This is a genomic window from Acinetobacter sp. GQ146, assembly GCF_059758585.1.
In genome coordinates this window covers 234,226-255,552 of the sequence record NZ_JCAXDV010000001.1, presented here as the reverse complement: position 1 = coordinate 255,552, position 21,327 = coordinate 234,226, and the positions used below count along the sequence as shown (strand labels likewise).

21 protein-coding genes, 1 other RNA gene and 1 pseudogene are annotated in these 21,327 nt (G+C 40.7%); 6 read left to right on the top strand and 17 right to left on the bottom strand.

Annotation, left to right across the window (positions count from 1 at the left end; all coding sequences use genetic code 11):
• Positions 1–59: 59 nt before the first annotated feature.
• Positions 60–488, bottom strand: a complete 429-nt coding sequence (locus tag AC6CHI_RS01180; protein ID WP_498119107.1) for a YraN family protein — start codon at positions 486–488, stop codon at positions 60–62.
• Positions 489–835: 347 nt separating this feature from the next.
• Between AC6CHI_RS01180 and rsmI the strand changes: the two genes are divergently transcribed.
• Positions 836–1,681, top strand: coding sequence for a 16S rRNA (cytidine(1402)-2'-O)-methyltransferase (gene rsmI, locus AC6CHI_RS01175; protein ID WP_498119106.1), 846 nt, complete (start codon positions 836–838; stop codon positions 1,679–1,681).
• A gap of 50 nt (positions 1,682–1,731) precedes the next feature.
• Here the strand turns inward: rsmI and AC6CHI_RS01170 are convergent, their stop codons facing one another.
• The 7 genes and pseudogenes from AC6CHI_RS01170 to AC6CHI_RS01140 form a co-directional block, all read right to left on the bottom strand.
• Entirely contained in the window at positions 1,732–1,980 is a 249-nt protein-coding gene (locus tag AC6CHI_RS01170; protein ID WP_016167002.1) for a hypothetical protein, read from the bottom strand.
• Positions 1,981–2,154: 174 nt separating this feature from the next.
• Complete coding sequence (locus AC6CHI_RS01165) at positions 2,155–3,387, bottom strand: FAD-dependent monooxygenase (RefSeq protein WP_498119105.1); 1,233 nt, start codon at positions 3,385–3,387, stop codon at positions 2,155–2,157.
• Positions 3,384–4,592 carry a 2-octaprenyl-6-methoxyphenyl hydroxylase gene (gene ubiH, locus AC6CHI_RS01160; RefSeq protein WP_498119104.1) on the bottom strand — a complete coding sequence of 403 codons (1,209 nt, stop codon included), beginning with the start codon at positions 4,590–4,592 and terminating at the stop codon, positions 3,384–3,386. Before ubiH ends, AC6CHI_RS01165 begins: the two co-directional genes overlap by 4 nt.
• A 481-nt stretch (positions 4,593–5,073) precedes the next feature.
• A complete protein-coding gene (locus AC6CHI_RS01155; protein ID WP_498119103.1) occupies positions 5,074–6,063 on the bottom strand; it encodes a HupE/UreJ family protein in 990 nt (329 codons plus the stop codon).
• Complete coding sequence (locus AC6CHI_RS01150) at positions 6,060–6,830, bottom strand: peptidyl-prolyl cis-trans isomerase (RefSeq protein ID WP_498119102.1); 771 nt, start codon at positions 6,828–6,830, stop codon at positions 6,060–6,062. Before AC6CHI_RS01150 ends, AC6CHI_RS01155 begins: the two co-directional genes overlap by 4 nt.
• 100 nt (positions 6,831–6,930) lie before the next feature.
• Positions 6,931–8,823: a DUF3604 domain-containing protein gene (locus tag AC6CHI_RS01145; protein ID WP_498119101.1), complete on the bottom strand. Its 1,893-nt coding sequence runs from the start codon at positions 8,821–8,823 to the stop codon at positions 6,931–6,933.
• A gap of 146 nt (positions 8,824–8,969) precedes the next feature.
• Positions 8,970–9,035: pseudogene (locus AC6CHI_RS01140) on the bottom strand (type II toxin-antitoxin system RelE/ParE family toxin); the annotation flags it as partial.
• A gap of 743 nt (positions 9,036–9,778) precedes the next feature.
• On the opposite strand from AC6CHI_RS01140, the gene AC6CHI_RS01135 reads away from it, so the two are divergent.
• On the top strand, positions 9,779–10,435 hold the full coding sequence (locus tag AC6CHI_RS01135; RefSeq protein WP_498119100.1) for a hypothetical protein: 657 nt from the start codon (positions 9,779–9,781) through the stop codon (positions 10,433–10,435).
• Between the two features lie 196 nt (positions 10,436–10,631).
• Here AC6CHI_RS01135 and pepP read toward each other — a convergent pair whose 3' ends face one another.
• Both pepP and AC6CHI_RS01125 read right to left on the bottom strand, forming a co-directional pair.
• Positions 10,632–11,954 (bottom strand): Xaa-Pro aminopeptidase, encoded by a 1,323-nt coding sequence (gene pepP, locus AC6CHI_RS01130; RefSeq protein WP_498119099.1) that lies wholly within the window; start codon positions 11,952–11,954, stop codon positions 10,632–10,634.
• A gap of 75 nt (positions 11,955–12,029) precedes the next feature.
• Positions 12,030–12,659 carry a UPF0149 family protein gene (locus AC6CHI_RS01125; protein ID WP_458890873.1) on the bottom strand — a complete coding sequence of 210 codons (630 nt, stop codon included), beginning with the start codon at positions 12,657–12,659 and terminating at the stop codon, positions 12,030–12,032.
• Between the two features lie 64 nt (positions 12,660–12,723).
• On the opposite strand from AC6CHI_RS01125, the gene AC6CHI_RS01120 reads away from it, so the two are divergent.
• From AC6CHI_RS01120 to ssrS, 3 genes are all read left to right on the top strand, one after another.
• Positions 12,724–13,281, top strand: coding sequence for a hypothetical protein (locus AC6CHI_RS01120; RefSeq protein ID WP_498119098.1), 558 nt, complete (start codon positions 12,724–12,726; stop codon positions 13,279–13,281).
• Positions 13,278–13,562 carry a cell division protein ZapA gene (locus AC6CHI_RS01115; RefSeq protein ID WP_458890875.1) on the top strand — a complete coding sequence of 95 codons (285 nt, stop codon included), beginning with the start codon at positions 13,278–13,280 and terminating at the stop codon, positions 13,560–13,562. Before AC6CHI_RS01120 ends, AC6CHI_RS01115 begins: the two co-directional genes overlap by 4 nt.
• Positions 13,563–13,662: 100 nt before the next feature.
• Positions 13,663–13,847: non-coding RNA, 6S RNA (gene ssrS, locus AC6CHI_RS01110), on the top strand.
• A gap of 208 nt (positions 13,848–14,055) precedes the next feature.
• On the opposite strand, the gene AC6CHI_RS01105 is transcribed toward ssrS, so the two are convergent.
• On the bottom strand, positions 14,056–14,652 hold the full coding sequence (locus AC6CHI_RS01105) for a GNAT family N-acetyltransferase (RefSeq protein ID WP_498119097.1): 597 nt from the start codon (positions 14,650–14,652) through the stop codon (positions 14,056–14,058).
• Positions 14,653–14,673: 21 nt separating this feature from the next.
• Positions 14,674–15,324, bottom strand: a complete 651-nt coding sequence (locus AC6CHI_RS01100; RefSeq protein ID WP_498119096.1) for an FMN-binding negative transcriptional regulator — start codon at positions 15,322–15,324, stop codon at positions 14,674–14,676.
• Positions 15,325–15,439: 115 nt separating this feature from the next.
• On the opposite strand from AC6CHI_RS01100, the gene pdxR reads away from it, so the two are divergent.
• A complete protein-coding gene (pdxR, locus tag AC6CHI_RS01095) occupies positions 15,440–16,942 on the top strand; it encodes a MocR-like pyridoxine biosynthesis transcription factor PdxR (protein ID WP_498119095.1) in 1,503 nt (500 codons plus the stop codon).
• Between the two features lie 255 nt (positions 16,943–17,197).
• On the opposite strand, the gene AC6CHI_RS01090 is transcribed toward pdxR, so the two are convergent.
• Genes AC6CHI_RS01090 through AC6CHI_RS01070 form a run of 5 tightly spaced genes read right to left on the bottom strand, consistent with a single transcriptional unit; the run spans position 17,198 to position 21,226 of the window.
• Positions 17,198–19,216 carry a hypothetical protein gene (locus AC6CHI_RS01090; RefSeq protein ID WP_498119094.1) on the bottom strand — a complete coding sequence of 673 codons (2,019 nt, stop codon included), beginning with the start codon at positions 19,214–19,216 and terminating at the stop codon, positions 17,198–17,200.
• Between the two features lie 13 nt (positions 19,217–19,229).
• Positions 19,230–19,886 (bottom strand): hypothetical protein, encoded by a 657-nt coding sequence (locus AC6CHI_RS01085; RefSeq protein WP_498119093.1) that lies wholly within the window; start codon positions 19,884–19,886, stop codon positions 19,230–19,232.
• A complete protein-coding gene (locus AC6CHI_RS01080; RefSeq protein WP_458890881.1) occupies positions 19,883–20,308 on the bottom strand; it encodes a type IV pilus modification PilV family protein in 426 nt (141 codons plus the stop codon). The genes AC6CHI_RS01085 and AC6CHI_RS01080 overlap by 4 nt, the downstream gene beginning before the upstream one ends.
• Positions 20,286–20,774, bottom strand: coding sequence for a pilus assembly FimT family protein (locus AC6CHI_RS01075; protein WP_458890882.1), 489 nt, complete (start codon positions 20,772–20,774; stop codon positions 20,286–20,288). Before AC6CHI_RS01075 ends, AC6CHI_RS01080 begins: the two co-directional genes overlap by 23 nt.
• On the bottom strand, positions 20,768–21,226 hold the full coding sequence (locus AC6CHI_RS01070; RefSeq protein ID WP_498119092.1) for a type IV pilin protein: 459 nt from the start codon (positions 21,224–21,226) through the stop codon (positions 20,768–20,770). Before AC6CHI_RS01070 ends, AC6CHI_RS01075 begins: the two co-directional genes overlap by 7 nt.
• Positions 21,227–21,327: the final 101 nt, after the last annotated feature.

Genomic DNA, 21,327 nt, shown 5'->3' with positions numbered 1-21,327 from the left:
CAGCAAGACTCCTCACTTATTCATTCATTTTATATTTAGCATTAATGCTTCCTGTTCCTTCAAAGATTAATGAACTCTGAATTAAAAGTAAAAGCATTTTCTATCCATTGCAGATCATAAGTGAAACTGGAAAAGTCATACTGTACTGTTTTTGCAAAGTGTTGATAAAAATCAAAACAAATCACATCAAATCGGCAATAGAATTGCTGAAATTCAGGATATTCATGTAAAAAACACACGGCTGTTTTCATTAATTTTCGCTGCTTGCTCGCAGAGACCACTTCATTGGCTTGTGCGTACTGGGTTAAAGCACGTGCTTTCACCTCTACAAAAATCAACTCTTCGCCTCGATTCACCACCAAGTCGATCTCACCCAAACGGCTATGATAATTGCGCTGGACCAACTGAAAGCCCTGTTGCTGTAACAAAATTAATGCGCGCTGTTCAGCCCAATCCCCTAATGCTTGTGCTGTCGTTTTTGCTCCCAAATCCTGCTCCTTAACCCTTTTAAAGGGCGATTGTTCTTCTGATGTTCTGCAACGGCTTTTTGTGATGTTTAAGCACAATTTTAGCTGATGAATCATTCATCGCACAGTACCTGACATCTGATTGCAGGTTTAAAGCACGCCTAGCACAGCGCTAACACAAACTTGAGCAGATTCAGCTCAAATTCAAGGTCATCGCTTAATTTACAAGATCCTAAGAAACACATTCGCGTCTTAATGCTAGATTCGGGTAGAATGCAAGTATTCTCACGCGTTTCGGGCACATGTTTCCCGTTTTACTCCCATCGCGTCATTCTTTTTCATTTTATTCTTAGCATTGGAGAAATCACATGAGTGCTCAGTTATTTGTTGTAGCCACCCCGATCGGGCACTTAGATGACATGACTTTTCGTGCTATTGAGACCTTAAAATCAGTCAGCATTATTGCCGCAGAAGACACTCGAACTTCTGCACAATTACTCAAACATTTTAATATTTCGACCCCGCTTACGGCCTGTCACGACCACAATGAAAGCAACAAAATTGATTTGTTGGTACAACGCTTACTAAAGGGCGAAAGCATGGCATTGATCAGTGATGCGGGCACCCCCCTGATTAGTGACCCAGGATTTAAACTGGTTCGCGCTGCACAAGAACACGGCATTCGCGTTATTCCTGTGCCTGGCGCCTGTGCCGCAATTGCAGCGTTAAGTAGCGTTGGGCTACCGAGTGACCGCTTTAGTTTTGAAGGTTTTTTATCCGCCAAAGCCACTCAACGACTCAGCCAACTAGAAAAGCTCAAAGACGAAACCCAGACCCTGATTTTTTATGAAGCACCCCACCGAATTTTAGAATGCGTGAAAAATATGGCAGAGGTGTTTGGTGCGGATCGTCCTGTCGGTTTTGCCCGCGAGATTACCAAAACCTTTGAAACCATTCGTAAAATGACTTTGGGTGAACTGGTTCAATTTATTGAGTCCGATCATCATCAGCAGAAAGGTGAAATTGTGTTGGTGGTGGGTGGTGCAACCCAAGAAAAAGATCTGGAACAAGAAAAGTTAGATCAGCTGCTCAAGCGTCTGCTACAAGACTTATCGGTGAAAGCAGCGTCACAACTGGCTGCAGATTTGACCGGCATCAAGAAAAAAATTGCTTACCAACGTGCCTTGGAATTAACCCAACAAGCCGCAGAATAATTTTAGCATGATAAAAAAACCACTCTCACGAGTGGTTTTTTTCTGCCAGTTTAGTCATGCGCAGATTCATCTGGTGGGACTTCGGTAATCCGTCCACCACGTGCTAAAAATGCAGCGACTTCATCTTCCAATGCCTGACGTTGCTTTTGTTTCGCTGTCACAGTTAATGTTTCTGCCTCAGCCAGATCACCATCAGAAGCACCTTCGGCTTCATCAGATGCGCCTTTTTCAGCAGCCTTCGCTTCATCCTCATCCACAGCTGAGTCTTCTACGTCGTCATAATCATTCATATCCGTCATCTTTCTCTCCCCACAATGACTTCTATTTACATCGTTTCGAATTGGTTTCGAATTACGATGAAATTTATCAATCTAAATCGATTTCGCCTAGTAGTTAGTGCAAAAAAATCGTATCTTTTTTAATCATATTGGTAATCAGATTTACTTAAATGTCTAAAAACTATCTATTTAAATCTAATTTGCATAACGAGTATTTTTCAGTGCCTGTAAACCATTGGCTTGCATCATAAAGGCATCTTTCAATACGGCTTGCTGCTCAACCTGTTTTAAGCCTGCATTACGCGCCCAAATCACTGGGAAAAATTCAGTGGTCTCTAACCAGCCAATGGCCGACATACTATGCATCATGGCGTCATTCTGCCCTTTGCGGCTGTGCTCATAGCGTTGTAAGGTTTGATCATGTGCCCAGACCCCACGCGATAAATCATGCAATAAAGCATCACAGAGTACCGCAGCATCTAGACAGCCGATATTCACCCCTTGCCCCGCCAGAGGATGGATCACGTGTGCAGCATCGCCAATTAAAGCCAGACCTGAAGTCATATATTGCTGCGCAGCACGCGCTTTTAACGGGAACATTGCACGTGGTGTTGCTTCCAGCACTTCGCCCAACATATGCTGACTCTCACGCGTCAACAGTTGTAAAAAGGCATTATCATCTAACGCGGTATATTCTTCAGCATAGTCATCGGGCAAAGTCCAAACGATTGACTGCCAATAGCCATCTTGTTCGGGTTTTAAACTCGCCATCGGTAAAAATGCCAATGGACCTGTTTCCAAGAAGATTTGACGTGCGACATGCTGATGCGGTTGCGCAGTACGAATCGCACAGGTCACGCCTGCTTGACGGTAATCCAATACGTCCAGATCAATAAAGGCTTGTTCACGAACAAAAGAATTGGCACCATCCGCACCAATCACCAGTTTAGTCGTTAATTGCGTACCATCAGCTAAATGGATATGCCAAACCCCTATGCCACGCTCTACTCGCGTGACTTTGACTTGGGTGCGGTAGTCTTTCACTTCGCTGAGCATACGCTGCTGAATCGCCAAATTTAAAATACTCGGCTCTACCATTGAACCAAGCGCTTGCTCAATAGAAGGTGTTTTTTCACAGGCATGACCAAAATTGATTTCGCCATAGCCATTCTTATTCCAGACCTGCATCCCGCTATAGGGCATCTGGCGTGCCAGCAAGTCCCACACCTTGACTGTTTTGAGTAAATGAATAGTGGCTTGACTCAGCGCCAGCACACGCGGATTGGCAACGGCCAATACCTTACTTTCATCGAGAATGGGCGCAGCATCCAAAACCGTTGCCTGCACACCACCCTGCGCCAATAATAAAGCCGTGAGCCCACCGACCAGACCACCACCGACTATTACCACATCGAGAACTTGGCTCATGCTTTTAACCCCATTGCATAGGTTGCGACTAGAGGTTTAATACCCGGAATCAAATCAAAAGCGATGAGTCCGGTATTGCGTAACAATTTCAGCATTGGATTTTGGTTACTAAAGCCACGCACCACACTGTCGCAGAACTTAATCACACGTTGCTGGTCTTTTAAGCGAGCTTGTTCATATTCTAACAACACGCTTGGCTCACCTAAGTCTGCCCCAGCTGCCATTTGTGCTTGCAAATAGCGCAGTAATACATAAGCATCACGCATACATAAGTTAAAGCCTTGTCCTGCGACTGGGTGAATGGTATGTGCTGCATTACCCATGAGCACTACACGCCCGACTGCCTGCTTTTCTGCTAATACTTGAGATAATGGATAACTAAAACGCTTACCGGTTTTTTGGAATTTACCAGCGCGGTCGCCATAGGTTTGCTGTAAGGCGTCTAAGAAATGTTGATCATTTTCTTCGCCCAGCCATTCTTGCTCTGTGCCCTTTTTCACTGGCCAAACCACCGAACGGCGGTATTCACCCGGTAAAGGCAGTAATGCCAATGGTCCTAATGGGCTGAAGCGTTCAAAACCAATATGTTGATGCGGTTTTGAAGTCTGTACCGTGGTGACAATTGCGACTTGGTCATAATCATGTTCAGACACAGTAATGCCCAAGGCTTGACGACAGAAGGAATCACGTCCATCGGCTGCAATAACCAGTTTGGCTTGCAGTTGAAGCTGTTCTTCACCGCGTAATGCTTCAATATAAGCATGCTCAGCATCTTGTGTCAGGGCTGTCACTTGTACGCCGTCAATCAGTTCAATTAAGGGCTGCTGGCGCACTTGAGTAAGTAAAACCCGTCCTAACCATGCATTTTCGATCACCTGACCAAAGCTTTCGACTTTTTCTTGTTCGACGAGTAAACGTGCCTTACCAAAGCTGCCTTGCTCGGTAATATGCACTTGAAGGATAGGTGTGGCATGTTGTTGCAAGGCATCCCATAAGCCCAGTTCTTGATAAATTTGCACGCTGCGGCGAGATAAAGCACTGTTTCGTGCATCGAAACTGGAATGGTAAGGTGCAAGGTTAATATCATCATAATTTGGGTATTTGATGGCTTCGAGCAGTTTGACTGCAATATTCGCTTTCGCCAACATAAGTGCCAGACTTAGTCCGACCATTCCACCACCGACAATGATGACTTCTTGCTGCATGCTTGTTTCCTTTGTTATGGCGTATTTAAAGTCAAAAACTTCAAAATGCCTATAAGTTTTAATGGATTTTATATTACATGAAAGCGTTTCATTTTTATAATGAAATGGATGTTTTTACGTACTATCAAGGTAAAGTGTTCTGTGGTGATTTGATCAATGAGCATCTTGTCATTTTCTTCAAAACTCATAGAGGATAATGTTGAATATAACTCATAAAAAGCGTGGAACTTTGATCTAAGAATGATCGTGGAATGCGCTAAATGTATAAAAGCCCAATCCGGATGAATTGGGCTGTTTAAAACAACTTAATCAATTAAATTTAAACAATAAAACTTAAGCATTTCGTATAAGGTGTATGATATTAATTTTAGGAAATCTTAATTGGTTAATTCAAAATTTCTTACTTTTTCAGCCAATACACATCCGAAAATAATATTGCCGAATAAACCCTAATGGACGGGTTTATGTAACAAATCCGTTATCAAGTAAAACCTACAATCCGTTCAATCACCCAAAATGCACTAAGAGTTCCGATGGCATAGGGCGGAACTTTCTGTAACCACACCGGCCAATCCTTTTTTAAATGCAGTAAATAAATCACACAGAGCATAAGCCCGACAAATGCTAATTGCCCGAGTTCTACACCAATATTGAAACAAGCTAATGCCAGAGGAATTTCACTTTGAGGTAAGCCAATTTCTGCCAAAGCACCCGCAAATCCAAAGCCATGTAATAATCCAAAAGTGAAGGCAACCAACCAAGGTTTACTTGCTGTTAGGGTCACTTGCCCATTCAACCCCCTCAATATTTCGAGTGCCAAAAACATAATGCTCAAGGCAATCACAGCTTCTACAGGTGGACCTGGCACATGCACATAACCCAATGAGGCCATGCCCAAAGTAATACTATGCGCTAGGGTAAAGGCAGTAATAGTTTTTACGATCCGCATTGCCCCTTTCGTCAGGATAATCAGGGCGAGTACAAAAAGTAGATGATCGAATCCCAGCAGAATATGCTCAATCCCTAATAGCGTATAGGTTTTAGCCACATTCCATTTGGTCGGTCTTTCTGGAATCTCGATTTGACTTTGACTAGGCTGTATTAAAAAGGTGTATTTTTGTCCATCTAGCAGATGGATATTCACCAACACATCTATCGTGGTCAGAGGCAGATTGCGAATGTTGAGTGCTGTGCCCTGTAGTAGCTGGTTTCCGGTTAACTGATATCGGAAAATCACAAAACCCTCGAGTACCGTTTCATTTGCACTGCGACTTAAATGAAACTTGGGGGAAAATTCAGGCTGAATATCTAAAACCGTCTCCCCTTTACTCGGTACTTTCCACAATATATCGTATTGATTCTGCGCTGTTTGATTGATTTGTAAATAGGCAGGGCGAATTTCATGTGCCCATACCTGAACCAGACAACTCAACCACAACAAAATTAAAAGTCGTATCAATTTATTTATCATTTCTGCGCATATATCGATGAAATATCAGAAGGAATGTCTTTGGCAGTAATACTTACTTGGTATTTCGCCAACAACTCTTTATAAATACGCTCTTGAGTTTCAAGTTCAGTTTGATATTTATACTCTTGTTCTACTTGTGCTTTGATATCCTCAAATGGCGGAAGCTGGGTACTTTCTTTCTTTTCAATAAAGACCAGATGCTGACCAAATCCAGATGAAACGGGTCCTACCCATTGTTGTACTGGCAGTTTATCTAAAGCCTGTGCAAATCCCCCACCAAAGGCATTTTCTAGATCATTCACGGACGTCGTGGACCACTGTGAAGGAACACCCAAACGATCCAATTGACTGTCTGAAATACTTCCCCCTTGTTGCAACTGCTTTAAGGTAGCAGACATTTTTTGCGAAGCCCCTTCTTCACCCACGGGGAATACAATTTGTCGGAAAGTATAGGCTGTAGGCTGTTTAAATAATTCAGGATGCTCAGCATAATATTTTTTGAGCTGTGGCTCAGTCGGTGGCTGTGTTAGAGCCCCCAAATCTGAAGCAACTGCTTCCATTTTCTGCGACAGTCGTTTTTTTACAATTTCATCATTTTGGTCTAGCTTTAAAGCCAAAGCTTCTCGATAAAAAACCTCCTGACGAATATAGCGATCAACCAGTGCTTGTATATCGGATTTATCGGGTTCCTTTTTCCACTGCATTGACCATAGGTTTTTCAAATGTTCATATTCAGGTTGATCAATCACAATATGATTTTCATCCACCTGATTGCGGTTTATCCAAAAATAAACCGCAAAAATGAGAGACCCGAGTACTAAAAAATGGACAAATGGTTCTTTTATCAGTTGTTTAATCATATTTTCTTTAATTTACTTCATGCCAAATTGGTGAACCCCATGCCCGTTCAACGATCTGTTTTTTCACATCGTCTGGATATTTGACGTTCGCACGTAACTCATCATACAACGTCCAACGTGCAGTTGGTAATTGTAGAACTCGAACGTAATAATATGCCTGTTGTTTGGCATCATAATCAGGATCTGTCCAGACACCCATCAGTTCGGCACTGCCTTTTTGAGTATTAAATTTCCCTGTTTTCAAATCAATTGGCGCATTAATGGGTTCAACTGAACCATCTTTACGTAACCGATTTCCTGATGCCACGACGTTATAAATTTTGTCTTTCATCTGACCATTTTCAACCCAACCCTTCACAATTTGAATTCGGTCTAAGTTTGGTCCAATTGGGTCTTTAACTGCCCAGACTAAAAGCTGTGGAGCCGTTTTGCCTTTATAGTCGCCTCCCATCGGAACGCCTTTTTTATAACCATCTTGAACCAGTGCCTGATAAGATGGATACGATTTTGCAAAACCTTGACCTGCAAATGCGCGCACCTTCATGCGTGGACCGCTTGTCGCAAAAGTTTCTTTGGCATACATTGAATCCCAAATGGCTGCACGTGTATTCGAAGTCGCCCAAACCCCAGTTAATGCACCAGGATTCATATCTGCAATCCGCATTTCACCTTCTAAATCATTTTTAGATCGTGCATCTGCATTACGGTCTGTTAAACCATGACTACCCAAGGCATAATTATCTTCTTCAACATTGCTTGGAGTGCCGTTGTGATTGTCTGTTCCGCCTACAAATCCATATTTAAATGGGTTGGTACCTAGATCTTGCTTGTACTTCAAGCCTCGGGTTAGACCATAACGGACATAGTTTTCTTTTTTAAAGATCCGTCCATTATATTTTTGAATGGAATTGGCATTTTCAAAATCTGCAAACTCATCATTAGGCCAGAACTGCGGAATCACTTCCGAGTTTCCCTTAATTTGCATCATTTCAATTAAAGGTTCCATACTCGCCCGTGTCTGCACGTACTGCTGAGTAATCGGCTTCCCTTCTAAAGTGGCTTCGGTAAATAATAAGCCTTTACTTTCATTTGAATTATGTGGAATAGCGAAAACTTTCTTGCCCTGAGCACGCTGCGTTCCCATCCATTGCCATAGCTTTTCAGGATCGGGACTTTCGTTCGACGAAAAAGGCAAATCAGGCACATTTTTATCACGGAAGAAAATATTCCGGTGTAAATTCCCGCCATCAGGTGCAGACGTCCATTCATAAGCATGAATAGTGGTAAATTTCCCAGGTTGATAATATTTTTCTGTCGCTTCGAAATTCTTTTTCCAGGTCGATTTTGTCGCCTCAGGTCCTTGATAGAAAGAAGGGTGCGGATCTCCTCCACCACTTAAAGGGTCTAAGACATATTTTTTGTATAAGGCTAAGGCCTCATTTAAATCGGTAGTCTCTCGAAAGGCTTTGGCAATTGGGTCATTATACCCCGGTGCACCGGGTGTCATTAAGCTATATGCTTCACCCATAAATTCAGAATGATCCGAGACTGCACAAAAATCGAGTGGTCGCTTAATTTTATGCATTTGCCCATTAATATTAACTGCTTCGCCTCGGGCAAAACGATAGGCATCTTCTGGGGTTAAGCGGTTTCCCCCAATAAAGGCATCCATTGAAACGCCTGTATGCACATGAGTTTCACCAAAATACGCATCTTTATACGGATTCTGTTTGACTTGAGCTTCGGCCTTTTGGTTTTGGCTCATTTTTGATTGCGTTTGAGATGATCCCGCAGTTGTTGTCACTGCAAATACATTGCTATAAAGCAGGGCTGAAATTGAAGCGACTGAAATTGCACACAGGATTGAGTAACGTAAAATAGGTAAATTTAATTTTGTCATAGCCTATTTTCCTTATTTTAATCATTCTTTTCTGGATGTTTAAAAGAGCCATCATAAATATAATATGCTCACTTATTAACCACACTTTACTCTCTAAGAAATCTGATTACAAGTTGTAGAACAACCAAAGCTGCTAGGACTTTTTATTGAGCTACTTCGTCTTGCTGCTCAAGCCATTCATGAAACAGATCCGTCGTGATGACGGTCCACATATCACAACAAAAATATAGATAATAATGTATATCTTGTAGCGAACTTAGTTTGTTTTCAAATGGCAATAAAAAAGCCCAACATCCTGTCGGGCTTTTTCGTATTGGTTCGCTTGGTATAACTCCTGTCGTACCTGCCAATCCTTGTGCGATTTTCTTTTTTCTTCTTGTTTGGAACATCCTGTTCTCTATGTCCCCATCATATAAAAAATCCCCATAGTGGCCTAGACGCAATGTTCCTTAATTGATGTCAGCCTGAGCGTACAAGATTGTTTAAAACTTACCCCAAGGTTTATCCGCAGAAATTGCGGATAGTTTCAGAGGTTGGGGTGTTGAGTTATCAGGGAAAAGTTGGAATTTGGGCGTTTTTTGATCAATTTTATTGACTGAAAGTGACAAATTCGTTCAATAAAAAGCCGATTTGTTTCAAAATCGGCTTTTTGGGCATTTTTTGGCTAGAGTTAAATTTTTAAGTGCTTGATATTTACATTCATATACAAGTGTACTTCGTATAATCGCCATTATGTTAAATGGATTCAAATAGGACGGAGAACGTGTCGATACAGTGTCTGAATCGTAATCTCAGCCTATGTAGGAAAACACAATTACTTACTGTCGTGGATGACTGATGCACTGCTCTGTTAGCCTGAACTTGGTATTCGGAAATACTTTAAGAGTAAGCAATTTTTTTTCAGACTCTTAGAGTGAATTTAGAACTTTTATTTTTATTTGTGGTGTATTAATTGATGGATCAGCATATTTTACAATCAATGACTTGGTATTTTTCTAAAGCAAATAGAGCTTTGAGCCAAATTTTAGCTATTAAACCACCAGCTAATTCAGATGATCTTAGATTTTATTATGGTATTTATACTGAATCTATTTGTTCTGCTTTAGATCTTATACGAGAAAAACAAGGATATTCACATAATAAAATGAAGAGTATTTTTACTGAAGATGCTTATATTTATTTAAGAGAACTTAGAAATTCTATTGTTCATAGAGGTTATGATTTGAGTAGAGAGGGAACAGTATTTTGTGATTTAGTTTATGTAATTACTCCTTCTGATGTGTGTGATAAAGATGGTAATCACTGTAAGACTCCAAATGAAAGATTATTGATTCATTTTTTAATCTCTATTGATGAGATATTAAGAGGTTTTGTATTTGATGAAACAGTAAGACTTATTCCTGATGACCCAACAGAAGAACAAAAGGATATTAATTTTAATAATTTAGTTACATCTATACTTGATTATCAGAATATGGATGATGTTTACAAGCAATTGTTTTTAAATAATATTGAAAGTATAAAGCATTCGATTAATAGCAATTTAGAACCTAAAAATAAAAGAATTTTAAATTATGAAAAAATTATAAAATTTAATGGTTTTTATAAATAATAAATCACTTAATTTAAATTTTCATATGAACTGGTATTAAAAATTAAGTTTTCCTACAATTAACATAATGCACGTTATACGAAACTTCAAAAAATAGCCCCAGATCGAGGGGCTATTTAACATAAAATCCCTTCTACCAAATGTAAATATAAAAAAGCCGATCAAATGATCGGCTTTTTTAATATCCGAATTACACTTACTGAGCCATCAAGGCTTCAATATCTTCAACCGATTTCACCACATTTTGGGTTAAAACCAGTGGACCATTGACCGTTGCAACCACATCATCTTCAATACGAATGCCAATACCACGCCATTTCGCATCCACGGTTTCATCATCAGGTGCAATATAAAGCCCCGGCTCAATGGTCACCACCATACCTGCTTCATATGGACGCCAATCCCCTGCTTGCTTATAGGCACCAACATCATGCACATCCATCCCTAACCAATGCCCTGTGCCATGCATATAGAACTGACGGTATGCTTCGGTTTGAATAATCTGTTCAATATCACCCTGCATAATGCCAAGAGACAACAAACCTTCCACCAAAATACGCACTGCAACATTGTGCGGCTCTTTATAAGAGCTGCCAATTTGCACCGCATCAATTGCGGCAAGCTGGGCGTTTAACACAATCTCATATAGCGCTTTTTGCTCAGGGCTAAACTTGCCATTTACAGGGAAAGTACGGGTAATATCAGATGCATACAGCTCATATTCACAAGCTGCATCAATCAACACCAAATCACCGTCTTTTAATGCTTGGTTATTTTCAACATAGTGCAAAATGCAGGCATTCGCCCCACCACCCACAATACTGTTATAGGCTGGTACACAACCGTTTTGTCCGAACACATAATTCAATTCGGCTTCCAAAGCATATTCCATCATGCCAACGCGCACCGCTTTCATGGCACGAGTATGTGCTTCTGCACTAATGTTCGATGCAATTTGCATCAATTCAATTTCTTGTTCGGTTTTAAATAAGCGAATTTCATCTAAAAGACGATCTAACTGAATCACTTGTGCAGGTGATTCATTGCCACGGCGTTGCTGTGCATCTGCCTGCTGAATCCACTTACTCACTCGCACATCAAACTCTGAGCTATGCCCAATACGGTAAAATAGTTTTTGTTTGTTCAGTAATTTTTCAATGATTTCTTCATCTAACAAATCAATGGCATAAGCTTCATCGGCTTCATAATCATCAATGGCGCCATCAATTCCAGCACGATAACCATTCCAGATTTCCATCTCACGGTTACGTTCACGACAAAACAAGCTATAGGTATAGCCTTCATCTAACGATTCATAGGTTTCAATCACAGCAACCGCTTCTGGTTCGGCAAAACCCGTCAAATAGAAAAAACTGCTGTCCGCTCGAAATTTATAGTCAGCATCACGGTTACGTATCGCCACGGAGCTTGTTGCAATAATCGCGATGCTGTGTGGTCCCATTTCCTCTGCGAGGCGGTCACGACGTTCCTTAAAATCTACTTGAGTCAGTTTTTTCATTAAATGTTCTTCAGTTTTGTTGAATACAGAATAGGGTTGCTGTGCTTGTGATCTTAAAGCAAAAAATCGACCAAATTAGCTTGGTCGATGTGGTGTGAACATTTCTACAACATTGTTTTCAGCGCTAGTTTTATGCTTCTGCATTTTGGCCTGAAAGTTTTGTAATAATGAACTTTCATCTACAGCTACTTTTGTACGCCCTAAAGCCAAGCTCACAGGAATCAGGCGGACAAACTCATACAGCTCTTGATAGCTGTCTTCGCCTTCTTCGTCATTATCCGATTCTTCGAACTCAACGGCTGCAACATCTTGTAAATGCTCAATCAGCTCCATTTCATCCTGACGAATATGGCCAGATGCTAAACCAAAGCCCAGTACGACGCCTGCACACCAGTCGGCCAAGGCTTGTACCCGATCTGCCAATACGTGTTCATCATCTGGAAGTAAAGGTAAGTAGTCCAACTCATCTTCCGACAAGGCATGTGATACATCTTCGGCCTCATCTGTGAGTACAGTCAAAGCCAAATCGCTCAATTCTGGGACATTCAGCGTGGATAAAATTTGTTGCCACTCTTCACGCGTTGGTGATTGAGTCACACAAACAATACCTGTGAGTAACCCATGTAACTCACTTGGGCTTGAAATCTCTTCAATTTGGGAAAAATGTTGGTGCCATTCTGACCAACCTGAAATATCGTCTTGCATTCGTTAATCCAATCTCTATACTTCTTATATATTACCTTTGTTTGCAACACTGTGCGACTACGTTATGTTAGAAGAATTACAGCGTCTACAGGCGCATATTGGCGTTTTAAAAACCCGACTCGCGCATTATGAAACTGAAAATAATGCACTGACCGAAGCCAGCGCATCTGCAGCTGAGCAGCATCATGCCCAAGTTCTGCATAAAAATGGCATCATTACCAAAAAACAAGAAGAAATTGAGACCTTATCTGAACAATTAACTGAATTACAGTCTCAGTTTAAGCAGCTGAATACCGATGCCACAGCTTTGGCAGATCGTTACAGCCGTTTGGAAAAAAGCTGTACCGATTTAAAGAATCGTTTTCAGGATATTCTGAGTGAGCGGAATGAATTACGTGTCATTAAAGAAAAAATGCAGAATGAACAACGTCATGCGCAGCAAGAAATTCAGGGTTTGCAGCAAGAGCGTGAAAGATTGTTACAAAAAAATGAGTTAGCACGCGCTAAAGTCGAAACCATCATTCAACGTTTATCTATTTTGGGTACGGAACAAGATCAGCATGCTCAAGAAATTCAGCAACTGGCGCATCCAACGGAAGTCACTGAGGACATGCAATCATGAGTGAACAAATTCCTGTAGAACTACGTGTTTTGGGGCATAGCTTTCGTTTAGCCACTACTGAAGATAAAAAACCCGATTTAGAACGTGCTGCACAATTGCTGAATGACAAATATGATGAGTTTCGTCGTCAGGCTCCACGTGTTGAACCAAGCAAACTGATTATTATGGTGGCTCTGGAGTTAATGCAAGAAGTCCTCGCCATGAATAAGTCCTTACAAGAATATGCCCATTGTGAGCGTTTATTAAGCACAATTCTTGATGAAGTGAAGACACTTACCTAGTTTCACGTTTGATTGCATAATCTCTCGACAAACAGCACCAAACTTTACAGTTCTTCGCCCAGTATGATTTGCCTGTATTTCATTATCCGTTATACTAGGCTTAACTCTGAGATGCTCGCCAGCGGGTCTATTCCCCTGCCGATACTTAAACTTATGGATTGCGTTCTGTATATTTAGAGTGTATGCCCACCTTCGAGTGGGAAACCCAGCAAGTATACGTCGCGTCCACCTTGAACTCATCGGGTTCAGGGTAACGACACATGCAGCGGCATCATCGGAGTGCTTTAGTTTATTGATTAATATAATAAAAATTTAATTTCCGCACCTTTCATTTTCCAAGCTATACAAACTTTCACTCCTGAACTTATGCATACTGTTGCAGCATTCGTACTTAAACGATTGGCTACAAAATTCAATATTCAAATTTCTGTCATGCTGCTGCAACAAGCAGGTAAATAAGTGCAAAAACCATCATCGTTTTTTAGTATGCAGCTTATGCAGAATGCTGATCTCGCCTAAACTCTAGATTCTGTCGCACTGCAGGCCACTCATTTTTTAAAATGCTGTACACATAGGTATCTCTTAAAATATCCCCTTTAACAATTTGATGGCTTCTTAATATGCCATCCAATTTTGCCCCTAAGCGTTCAATCGCAGCTCGGCTTTTAAAATTAAATGATGATGTTCGAAACTCAACCGCAATACAGTTCATCACCTCAAAAGCATGCGTGAGCAGTAATTTCTTCGATTCAGTATTCACCGCACTTCGCTGTACTGACTGTCGATACCAAGTTGAGCCTATTTCTAGCCGACGATGAGCCGTGTCAATATTCATAAAACTGGTCATGCCCAATACTTTCGCGCTATGACGGTCAAACACAGTAAAAGGCAACATCAGACCTTGCTGCTGTAAATCTAAACGTCTTTGAATTTCGGCCAACATCTGCTCTGGTTTTGGAATAGAGGTGTACCATAGTTTCCATAACTCACCATCTTGTACGGCCTCACTCAGTGCTTGATGATGTGAAAGATCCAATGGTTGTAAAATGACATTGTGCCCCACCAAAGTTACTGACTCGATCCATTGCATACGATGCTCCTCAACCTATCTTTATTGTATGGACTGTGTTGTTTTTGATGCAGCAACCTGATGCATGGCATCGGCAATGGTATGCTGCCCCGTTGCTGTTAGGGCATTGGCAGCCCCCAGAACATCTCGGTACTCTTTGTTCTGGCCTAGTTTTGCTTTGCCTTGTAATTGAGTAATCTCTATTTCGATCCCAACAATCGCTTTCAGCATCGGTTCTAAATAATCTTTCGGTGCATCGGACATCTTCCATGGCTCAGCTTGGATCGCTTCATGGGTGCGAGTTAAACGTGCCACCACACCTCGAACATATTTCTCATCATCCCGAATTTTCACTGTGCCATAGGCATGTACTGCCCTGTAGTTCCATGTTGGCACTTGTTGATGATGTTCATGCTTACTCGGATACCACTGTGGTGAAATATAAGCATCGCCTGCACGAAAGACGATAAGAACCTCATCACCATCTTTAATGTCATGCCAAATCGGGTTATTTCTGGACACATGACTATGTAAGGTCCCCAATTCAGATTGTTCGGTCATTAATTCAAATGGCAGATGATTGGCATCTAAACCGCTTTTGCCATGGCTAAACAAGACTCCCAACGCATGCTGCTGAATCAGTTCATGCATGATTTCTATTTCAGTAATTTTAAAATCTTCGGGGATGTACATGCTCTAACCTCATTTCAGTAGGATTTAAATCAAAGTGACTTGATGGTTGTAAATTTCTCCTATTCACTGGATTATTAAAAGAACCAGTTTATTTTAATTTGAGTAGACCAGAATTATGGCGAGAATCGCAAAAGTGGTCGACCTTCCTGCGTTGGTGAAACTAAATAAAGCAGATGGACAGGTCAGATCACAGCTCATTCAAATTTTGAGGGACGCTGTACAACAAGGTGATTTACACGCTGGCGATTCTTTGCCGTCTTCTCGTGACTTGGCTCAAACCTTGGGTTTGGCCCGAGGTACCATTATTGAAGCCTACGATCAACTGATTGCAGAAGGTGTGTTTGAAGCTCGAGCACGTCAGGGAACTTTTGTCTCTCATGCCCTATTTAGCTCCAAAATAAAAAAGCAAAGTGAAGACGCTTTGCATAAAGCGGATGCCAATCCGCTTACTTCTGCCGCTCAAGTGTATGCCAATATACTGAAAGAATTTAAACCTTTACCGCATCGTCCATTTGCCATTTCTGTTCCCACTGGACGTACCCAACCGAATGATGTTTGGCGCAAATTTGGCAATCGTTTTCGCGCTCGCGGGGTCGCTGCACCTTCAGGTTATGACGATCCACAAGGGGTCTATGCGTTGCGTTCAGCCATTGCTGATTATGTCAGACGCTCGCGTTCGGTACAGTGTGAGCCTGAGCAAATTGTCATTACCAATGGTATTCAGCAAGCCCTGTATATTTGCAGCCAGATTTTATTTGAAACTCAGGATAGCGTTTGGGTAGAAGATCCCGCCTATCGTGGCACAACCGCCATTCTTGAGAACTCTTTACATCAGCAACAAATTGTACGTGTTCCAGTCGATGAAGAAGGAATTCAAATTGACACAGGAATTCGACTGGCTAAGCATGCGCGCGCAGCCTTTGTTACTCCTTCGCATCAATATCCGCTCGGTATGCCCATGAGTTTGGCAAGAAGAACGGCGCTGATCGCTTGGGCAACGCAACAACAGGCTTGGATTATTGAGGATGATTATGACAGTGAACTACGTTATACAGGGCAGCCTTTTCCTGCGCTGCAAGGAATGGCACCTGATCAGGTCATTTATTTAGGCACATTTAGCAAGGTCCTTTTCCCCTCACTTAGACTGGGTTATGCGGTATTACCCAAAATATGGGTAGCCGCTTTTTGTGGACTGCGCGTGCTGATTGACCGACATCCACCCTCTGCGGATCAACATGTTTTGGCGGCATTTATTCAGAAAGGTTATTTAGAACGGCATATTCGGCGCATCCGTAATGTCTATGCTGAGAATCGACAACAGATCATCCGTCTGATTGAACAGTATATTCCCAAACAACATGCATTTATTGAAACAGGCGATCAAGGCATGCACATGGTGTTATGGTTAACCGAAACCTTCGATGACCTGAAAATTGCGCAAATCGCACTTGAAGCGGGTGTTTCCGTCAAAGCGGTATCCCCAACGTTTTCAAAACCAGCTAAACGATCGGGGCTGATTCTTGGGCTGGGGGACTTTGATACCCTTGAGATTGAACATGCCATCAAAATCTTAGCCAAGATTATTCAACAGCAGTCAGAGCTTGATATGAGTCAGTAAAGCCCCAAATTCATGATTTTTTTATAAAATTTTGTCTCTGCAATATTCAAAATATGCTATGAAAAATCGAATCCATCTTTAATATTAGTGGGATGATCTGCAATCATTTATTTAAAAATTAACTCTTTGGAATACCACTGAGGAGTTGTTAGACAAAACTCCTCAGCTAGCGAATTTATATTCTTTAAAAGGAACAAAGCCAAATGTCTGGAGAACAAATTGGCTTGCGGAAAACAACTTATAAGTCACTTGTGATCATAGATATCTGGCCCACTTAATTTTAGCCCGATCACTTTCAGTGGCTTCACTGCTATCCTCATCATCGCCACCGCCCGGCAAAATAATTGTAGTGTCATCCGAAGTTGTCCCATCAAAGTCAATATCAGTTGAACCGCCTAAGGCAGAATTACTGGAACTGCCATGTGCTGCTGCTAAAATTGAGCCTTTAATACTGGTTGAACCACTCGTAATAATCTTATTTCCAGCAATAATATTTCCTTCCACCGAAGCTGAACCATTAAATGTAATATCCCCACCTGCATAAGTACTTTCACAGAGCTCCAATGATGAAGAATTCGAGCAAGAACCTGCTAAGAGACCTATATTTGCAATACTGGCTGGGATTAATGATGAAGAAGAGCTACACAAATTACTCGGCGTATTAAACGTTGCACTATTACAGGTTATGCTTGCACTGGCATAATTGGGTGCAATTAATTCGACATTACCGTTTCCATAGTGAATACTTTGGGTACTTATAATCGTGTTGACATAGTATCCATGTGAAACATCAACTGATCCTTTAAATAAAAGTACACCTGGTGCAAGTGATGGCTCTTTACTCTGCGTATCTTTTAAAGTCCATTTGCCATTCTCGTATTTGATTATTTCAGGGCCATTATCAACACGACGGCCTAAATTTGCGACAATATTAGAAGTACAAAAATTATCCGAATCCACTGTCTTACACAAATACCCCCATGAGGTTTGATAATCTATTTTTTGCTTACCAATTCTATATTCACCCTCAGGTACACTATTTACATTGCGCACATAAACCATAATTTGATTGCTACTATTAACACTAAAGATATAGTTCGCTTGTTCTTCAAATACAAGTGCGTTGACGATTGGTTTACTGGACAGGGTTACAGTGACTAATGCTCCTTGTGGAGAAGCCACTTTAGTCCCTGCCGGTATGGTCTGCATTTTGGCAGGAATATCTGGACAGTTTGAGAATGAAACTGCTTTTAATAAGGTAAAATCTTTCCAATTTTTCTGGACACACGTTAAAACATCACCACTGGTGGCATAGTCTAAATTTCTGCCATTACTTGAATGGTTTATTTTTGCATTAGCCAAAGCCTTTTGCATCGAAGCATTTGTGATATTTATATTTACGCCAGCGATTGCTGAATTAATTGAAGAGTTTCCTCCTGCAAAAATAGAGGCTTTTGTATCAATACTATTGAATGCACCACTACTGTCAATTTTAACATCCTGATCTGCATAAATATTTCCTGCCGCCCATGAACCATTAGTGGTCACGGTGCCTTTAGCAGAAATTAAATTCACTGAGCCACTGCCCGATAAATTTACATTGCCATTGGTATAGATATTTTCTAAACCCTGAATGCCTGCTCCAGAAATATTGACATTACCAATCACATTCAAGGTTTTAATGCCTTTAATTGAATTCGCAGTGAAATTTCCTGCAACATTAATTACTGCACGATCATTATCACCGTTCGATAACTGGATTCCACCTCTAGCATCCAAATCTCCATAAAAGTTCATTGCTGCTGGGAAATTAGAAGATCCATTCGAATTAATATCATCTGGCGTTGAAGCAGAATCTAAGGAAACCTCATACACAATCTGAATGGTTGATGAGGCCTCAGAGCGATCACTGATATTTTGAATGTTGGCTAAAACTTCATATTTTTCAGGGTTTGTACTGGTTTGAGTACTCACAATGGAGTTTACTTTCAACTGTCTTCCATCTTGAATGTTTAATGTTAAATCCTGTCCATTCAAGGCATTAACCCCTGCTGCATCTAGGGTATTTAAATATTTCCTAAAAATTTCAACACCGGTCCAAGCTCCAGACTGCGCATTGGTTAAAGCATGACTAGAAACCAGACTTTTTTGAGACGTATTTAAATAATATGCTGTACCTAAAGCAGATCCAGCTATAGCCAGTCCAATTAACAAGACCATAAGAATGGTTGCAAAACCACGCTGAGATGTAGGTAAACCTCTATTGTTTGACATTTTATTTACCCTATTACAAAGATATATTGACAATACAAACAGGAATTTGGGCTGTACCTAGACCTGCAAGATGCTGCGTACTGGTTTGAGCTAGAATAGTGATTAATGGATGTTGAGTGCTTGCATCAACTTTTCCTGCGCCATAGGGAGTACATGCGGATGTGGTTTGAGTAAAAGTAATTTGTGCAGGATTGGATTGATCTACCGAAAAATCTTCGAGATTTGCTAACGTGCTTTGTACTTTCCAAGTAAACGTCCCCAAACCAGCTGTAGCATCACAATCAGCACCACTGGTGTCTTTAAAGCCTTGGGCTAAAACCAATTGTCTATTTTTATTATCAGCAGTACTCATATCAAACAATCCTTGACAGACTGTCTTAGAGCCCTCTTTATAGCGCCACAATAAAGCAGAATACGTTTTTGTATTTATTGAAATATCTGACGTTAATAAGTGATTTGAACCCGTTAATCCGAAACCCGCATTTTGCAAAAACATTTGTGCTGTGGTTAATCCGCGTTGTAATTGAGTATCATGACTCGCTGCTATACGTGATTCAACACCGGTCTTCACCACCACACGATAAGCACTGAGTAAGGCGATAATACACAACATGGCTATTAACAAGCCGATCAATAAGCTAATTAAAGTCACCCCAGACTGATGTTTCATTTCAGTTCTTCTCCTACAGTCAGCTTACCGCCGAGTAAAGCATTATCGACTTCAAATTTAACTAACTGAGTTTCTGAGATGGTTTTGTTATAACTAGAATTACTTGCATTATTAACGGTTACGTCCATAGATTTACAGGTTACTGTTACATCTATGGCAGATGTTTCCTTAGGCAAAGTGATTGTTGGGTGTGATGTTCCGCTGCACCATTCCGCTTTTTCAGTCGAGGTCGCATTCTGTAATTTTGCTCGTAATTCATTGATTACAATATATTGCACATTGGTTTGCTTCTGACTCACAAACATACGCCCCATACTATAAAGTGCACCTAAAATCACAAAGCTAGATAGTGCAACAGCGATGAGTGCCTCCAATAAACCAACCCCGTGTTGGTTCGATTTAATTGAATGTAAGGCTTTCATTTAAGTTCCCATTACTTAGCGTAAGCGTTAAATTGGTTTTACAATTACCTGTGATCTCAGTCGAAACTTGCCCAAAATGATTGAAAGCAAAACATTTGAAGTTTGTTGCATCAACTTTCTTAATTTCTATGCTCTGACTGAGGGGATAACTAAATACAACTGTATTGCTACAACTTGCAGGCTGAGTTGCACTCGCTTTATGCACTTCAAGTACTTTGGTATTGGCATCAAAGCATATTTGACTGGCTGAAGAGTCCGCTGTTTGTGCAAATTCATTTCGAATAGCTGTCGCTTTGGCTAATCCCATTGCGCTGTTTAAAGCCATAGAGGCTTTATCTAATTCTGTTTGTCTCGACCATTGGCCAGTTAATGCTGTTCCACTGACCACTAAAATAGCCAAAATAGTAATGGTGATCATCAGTTCGATTAAGCTTAAACCAGCCTCTCTGATATTTCTGATTACCACGAGGTCTTACCTTCACAACTTGTTGTGGCCGTTCTTGCATTTGTATTGGTAATTTTTAAAATACAACCATTCAACTTAGTCGTAGTTTTTGCAGTTGCGATTAATTCATAACCTTTACCGCTGTTCACTTTGCTACTAGAGAATTCAAAAATATCCTGATTACCTGGAGCCCATTGCGGAAATGCCGTCGAAGCAGTTAATGCACTCGTACTAGAATAATCTGCATTTGGATAGGATAAATTGCGTTGGTAATAATTTTCAAAAACCAAACTTAATGCGACTAAATCGTTTTGAGCAGCCCGAAGCTGTGATTTCTTGATATAACTTTGATACGAAGGCAGTGCTATTGCAGCTAAGATTGCTGCAATTACAACTGTTACCATTAGTTCAATCAAAGTGAACCCAGAAACATTATTTTTTACAGTTAGATATGATTTACTTTTTTTCTGCATTTCTAGTCAAAATAAATATAACATTTGGTGAAAACTATCACACTTATAATTTAATTTTCAATTATTAAAATAAATAAAAAATTAAAGTTTAATTTTCTATT

Excerpts from the sequence above, each read along its gene's own strand:
- rsmI (WP_498119106.1), top strand. The coding sequence starts at position 836 with ATGAGTGCTCAGTTATTTGTTGTAGCCACCCCGATCGGGCACTTAGAT.
- AC6CHI_RS01170 (WP_016167002.1), bottom strand. The coding sequence starts at position 1,980 with ATGACGGATATGAATGATTATGACGACGTAGAAGACTCAGCTGTGGAT.
- AC6CHI_RS01165 (WP_498119105.1), bottom strand. The coding sequence starts at position 3,387 with ATGAGCCAAGTTCTCGATGTGGTAATAGTCGGTGGTGGTCTGGTCGGT.
- ubiH (WP_498119104.1), bottom strand. The coding sequence starts at position 4,592 with ATGCAGCAAGAAGTCATCATTGTCGGTGGTGGAATGGTCGGACTAAGT.
- AC6CHI_RS01155 (WP_498119103.1), bottom strand. The coding sequence starts at position 6,063 with ATGATAAATAAATTGATACGACTTTTAATTTTGTTGTGGTTGAGTTGT.
- AC6CHI_RS01145 (WP_498119101.1), bottom strand. The coding sequence starts at position 8,823 with ATGACAAAATTAAATTTACCTATTTTACGTTACTCAATCCTGTGTGCA.
- AC6CHI_RS01135 (WP_498119100.1), top strand. The coding sequence starts at position 9,779 with ATGGATCAGCATATTTTACAATCAATGACTTGGTATTTTTCTAAAGCA.
- pepP (WP_498119099.1), bottom strand. The coding sequence starts at position 11,954 with ATGAAAAAACTGACTCAAGTAGATTTTAAGGAACGTCGTGACCGCCTC.
- AC6CHI_RS01125 (WP_458890873.1), bottom strand. The coding sequence starts at position 12,659 with ATGCAAGACGATATTTCAGGTTGGTCAGAATGGCACCAACATTTTTCC.
- AC6CHI_RS01120 (WP_498119098.1), top strand. The coding sequence starts at position 12,724 with ATGTTAGAAGAATTACAGCGTCTACAGGCGCATATTGGCGTTTTAAAA.
- AC6CHI_RS01115 (WP_458890875.1), top strand. The coding sequence starts at position 13,278 with ATGAGTGAACAAATTCCTGTAGAACTACGTGTTTTGGGGCATAGCTTT.
- AC6CHI_RS01105 (WP_498119097.1), bottom strand. The coding sequence starts at position 14,652 with ATGCAATGGATCGAGTCAGTAACTTTGGTGGGGCACAATGTCATTTTA.
- AC6CHI_RS01100 (WP_498119096.1), bottom strand. The coding sequence starts at position 15,324 with ATGTACATCCCCGAAGATTTTAAAATTACTGAAATAGAAATCATGCAT.
- pdxR (WP_498119095.1), top strand. The coding sequence starts at position 15,440 with ATGGCGAGAATCGCAAAAGTGGTCGACCTTCCTGCGTTGGTGAAACTA.
- AC6CHI_RS01090 (WP_498119094.1), bottom strand. The coding sequence starts at position 19,216 with ATGTCAAACAATAGAGGTTTACCTACATCTCAGCGTGGTTTTGCAACC.
- AC6CHI_RS01085 (WP_498119093.1), bottom strand. The coding sequence starts at position 19,886 with ATGAAACATCAGTCTGGGGTGACTTTAATTAGCTTATTGATCGGCTTG.
- AC6CHI_RS01080 (WP_458890881.1), bottom strand. The coding sequence starts at position 20,308 with ATGAAAGCCTTACATTCAATTAAATCGAACCAACACGGGGTTGGTTTA.
- AC6CHI_RS01070 (WP_498119092.1), bottom strand. The coding sequence starts at position 21,226 with ATGCAGAAAAAAAGTAAATCATATCTAACTGTAAAAAATAATGTTTCT.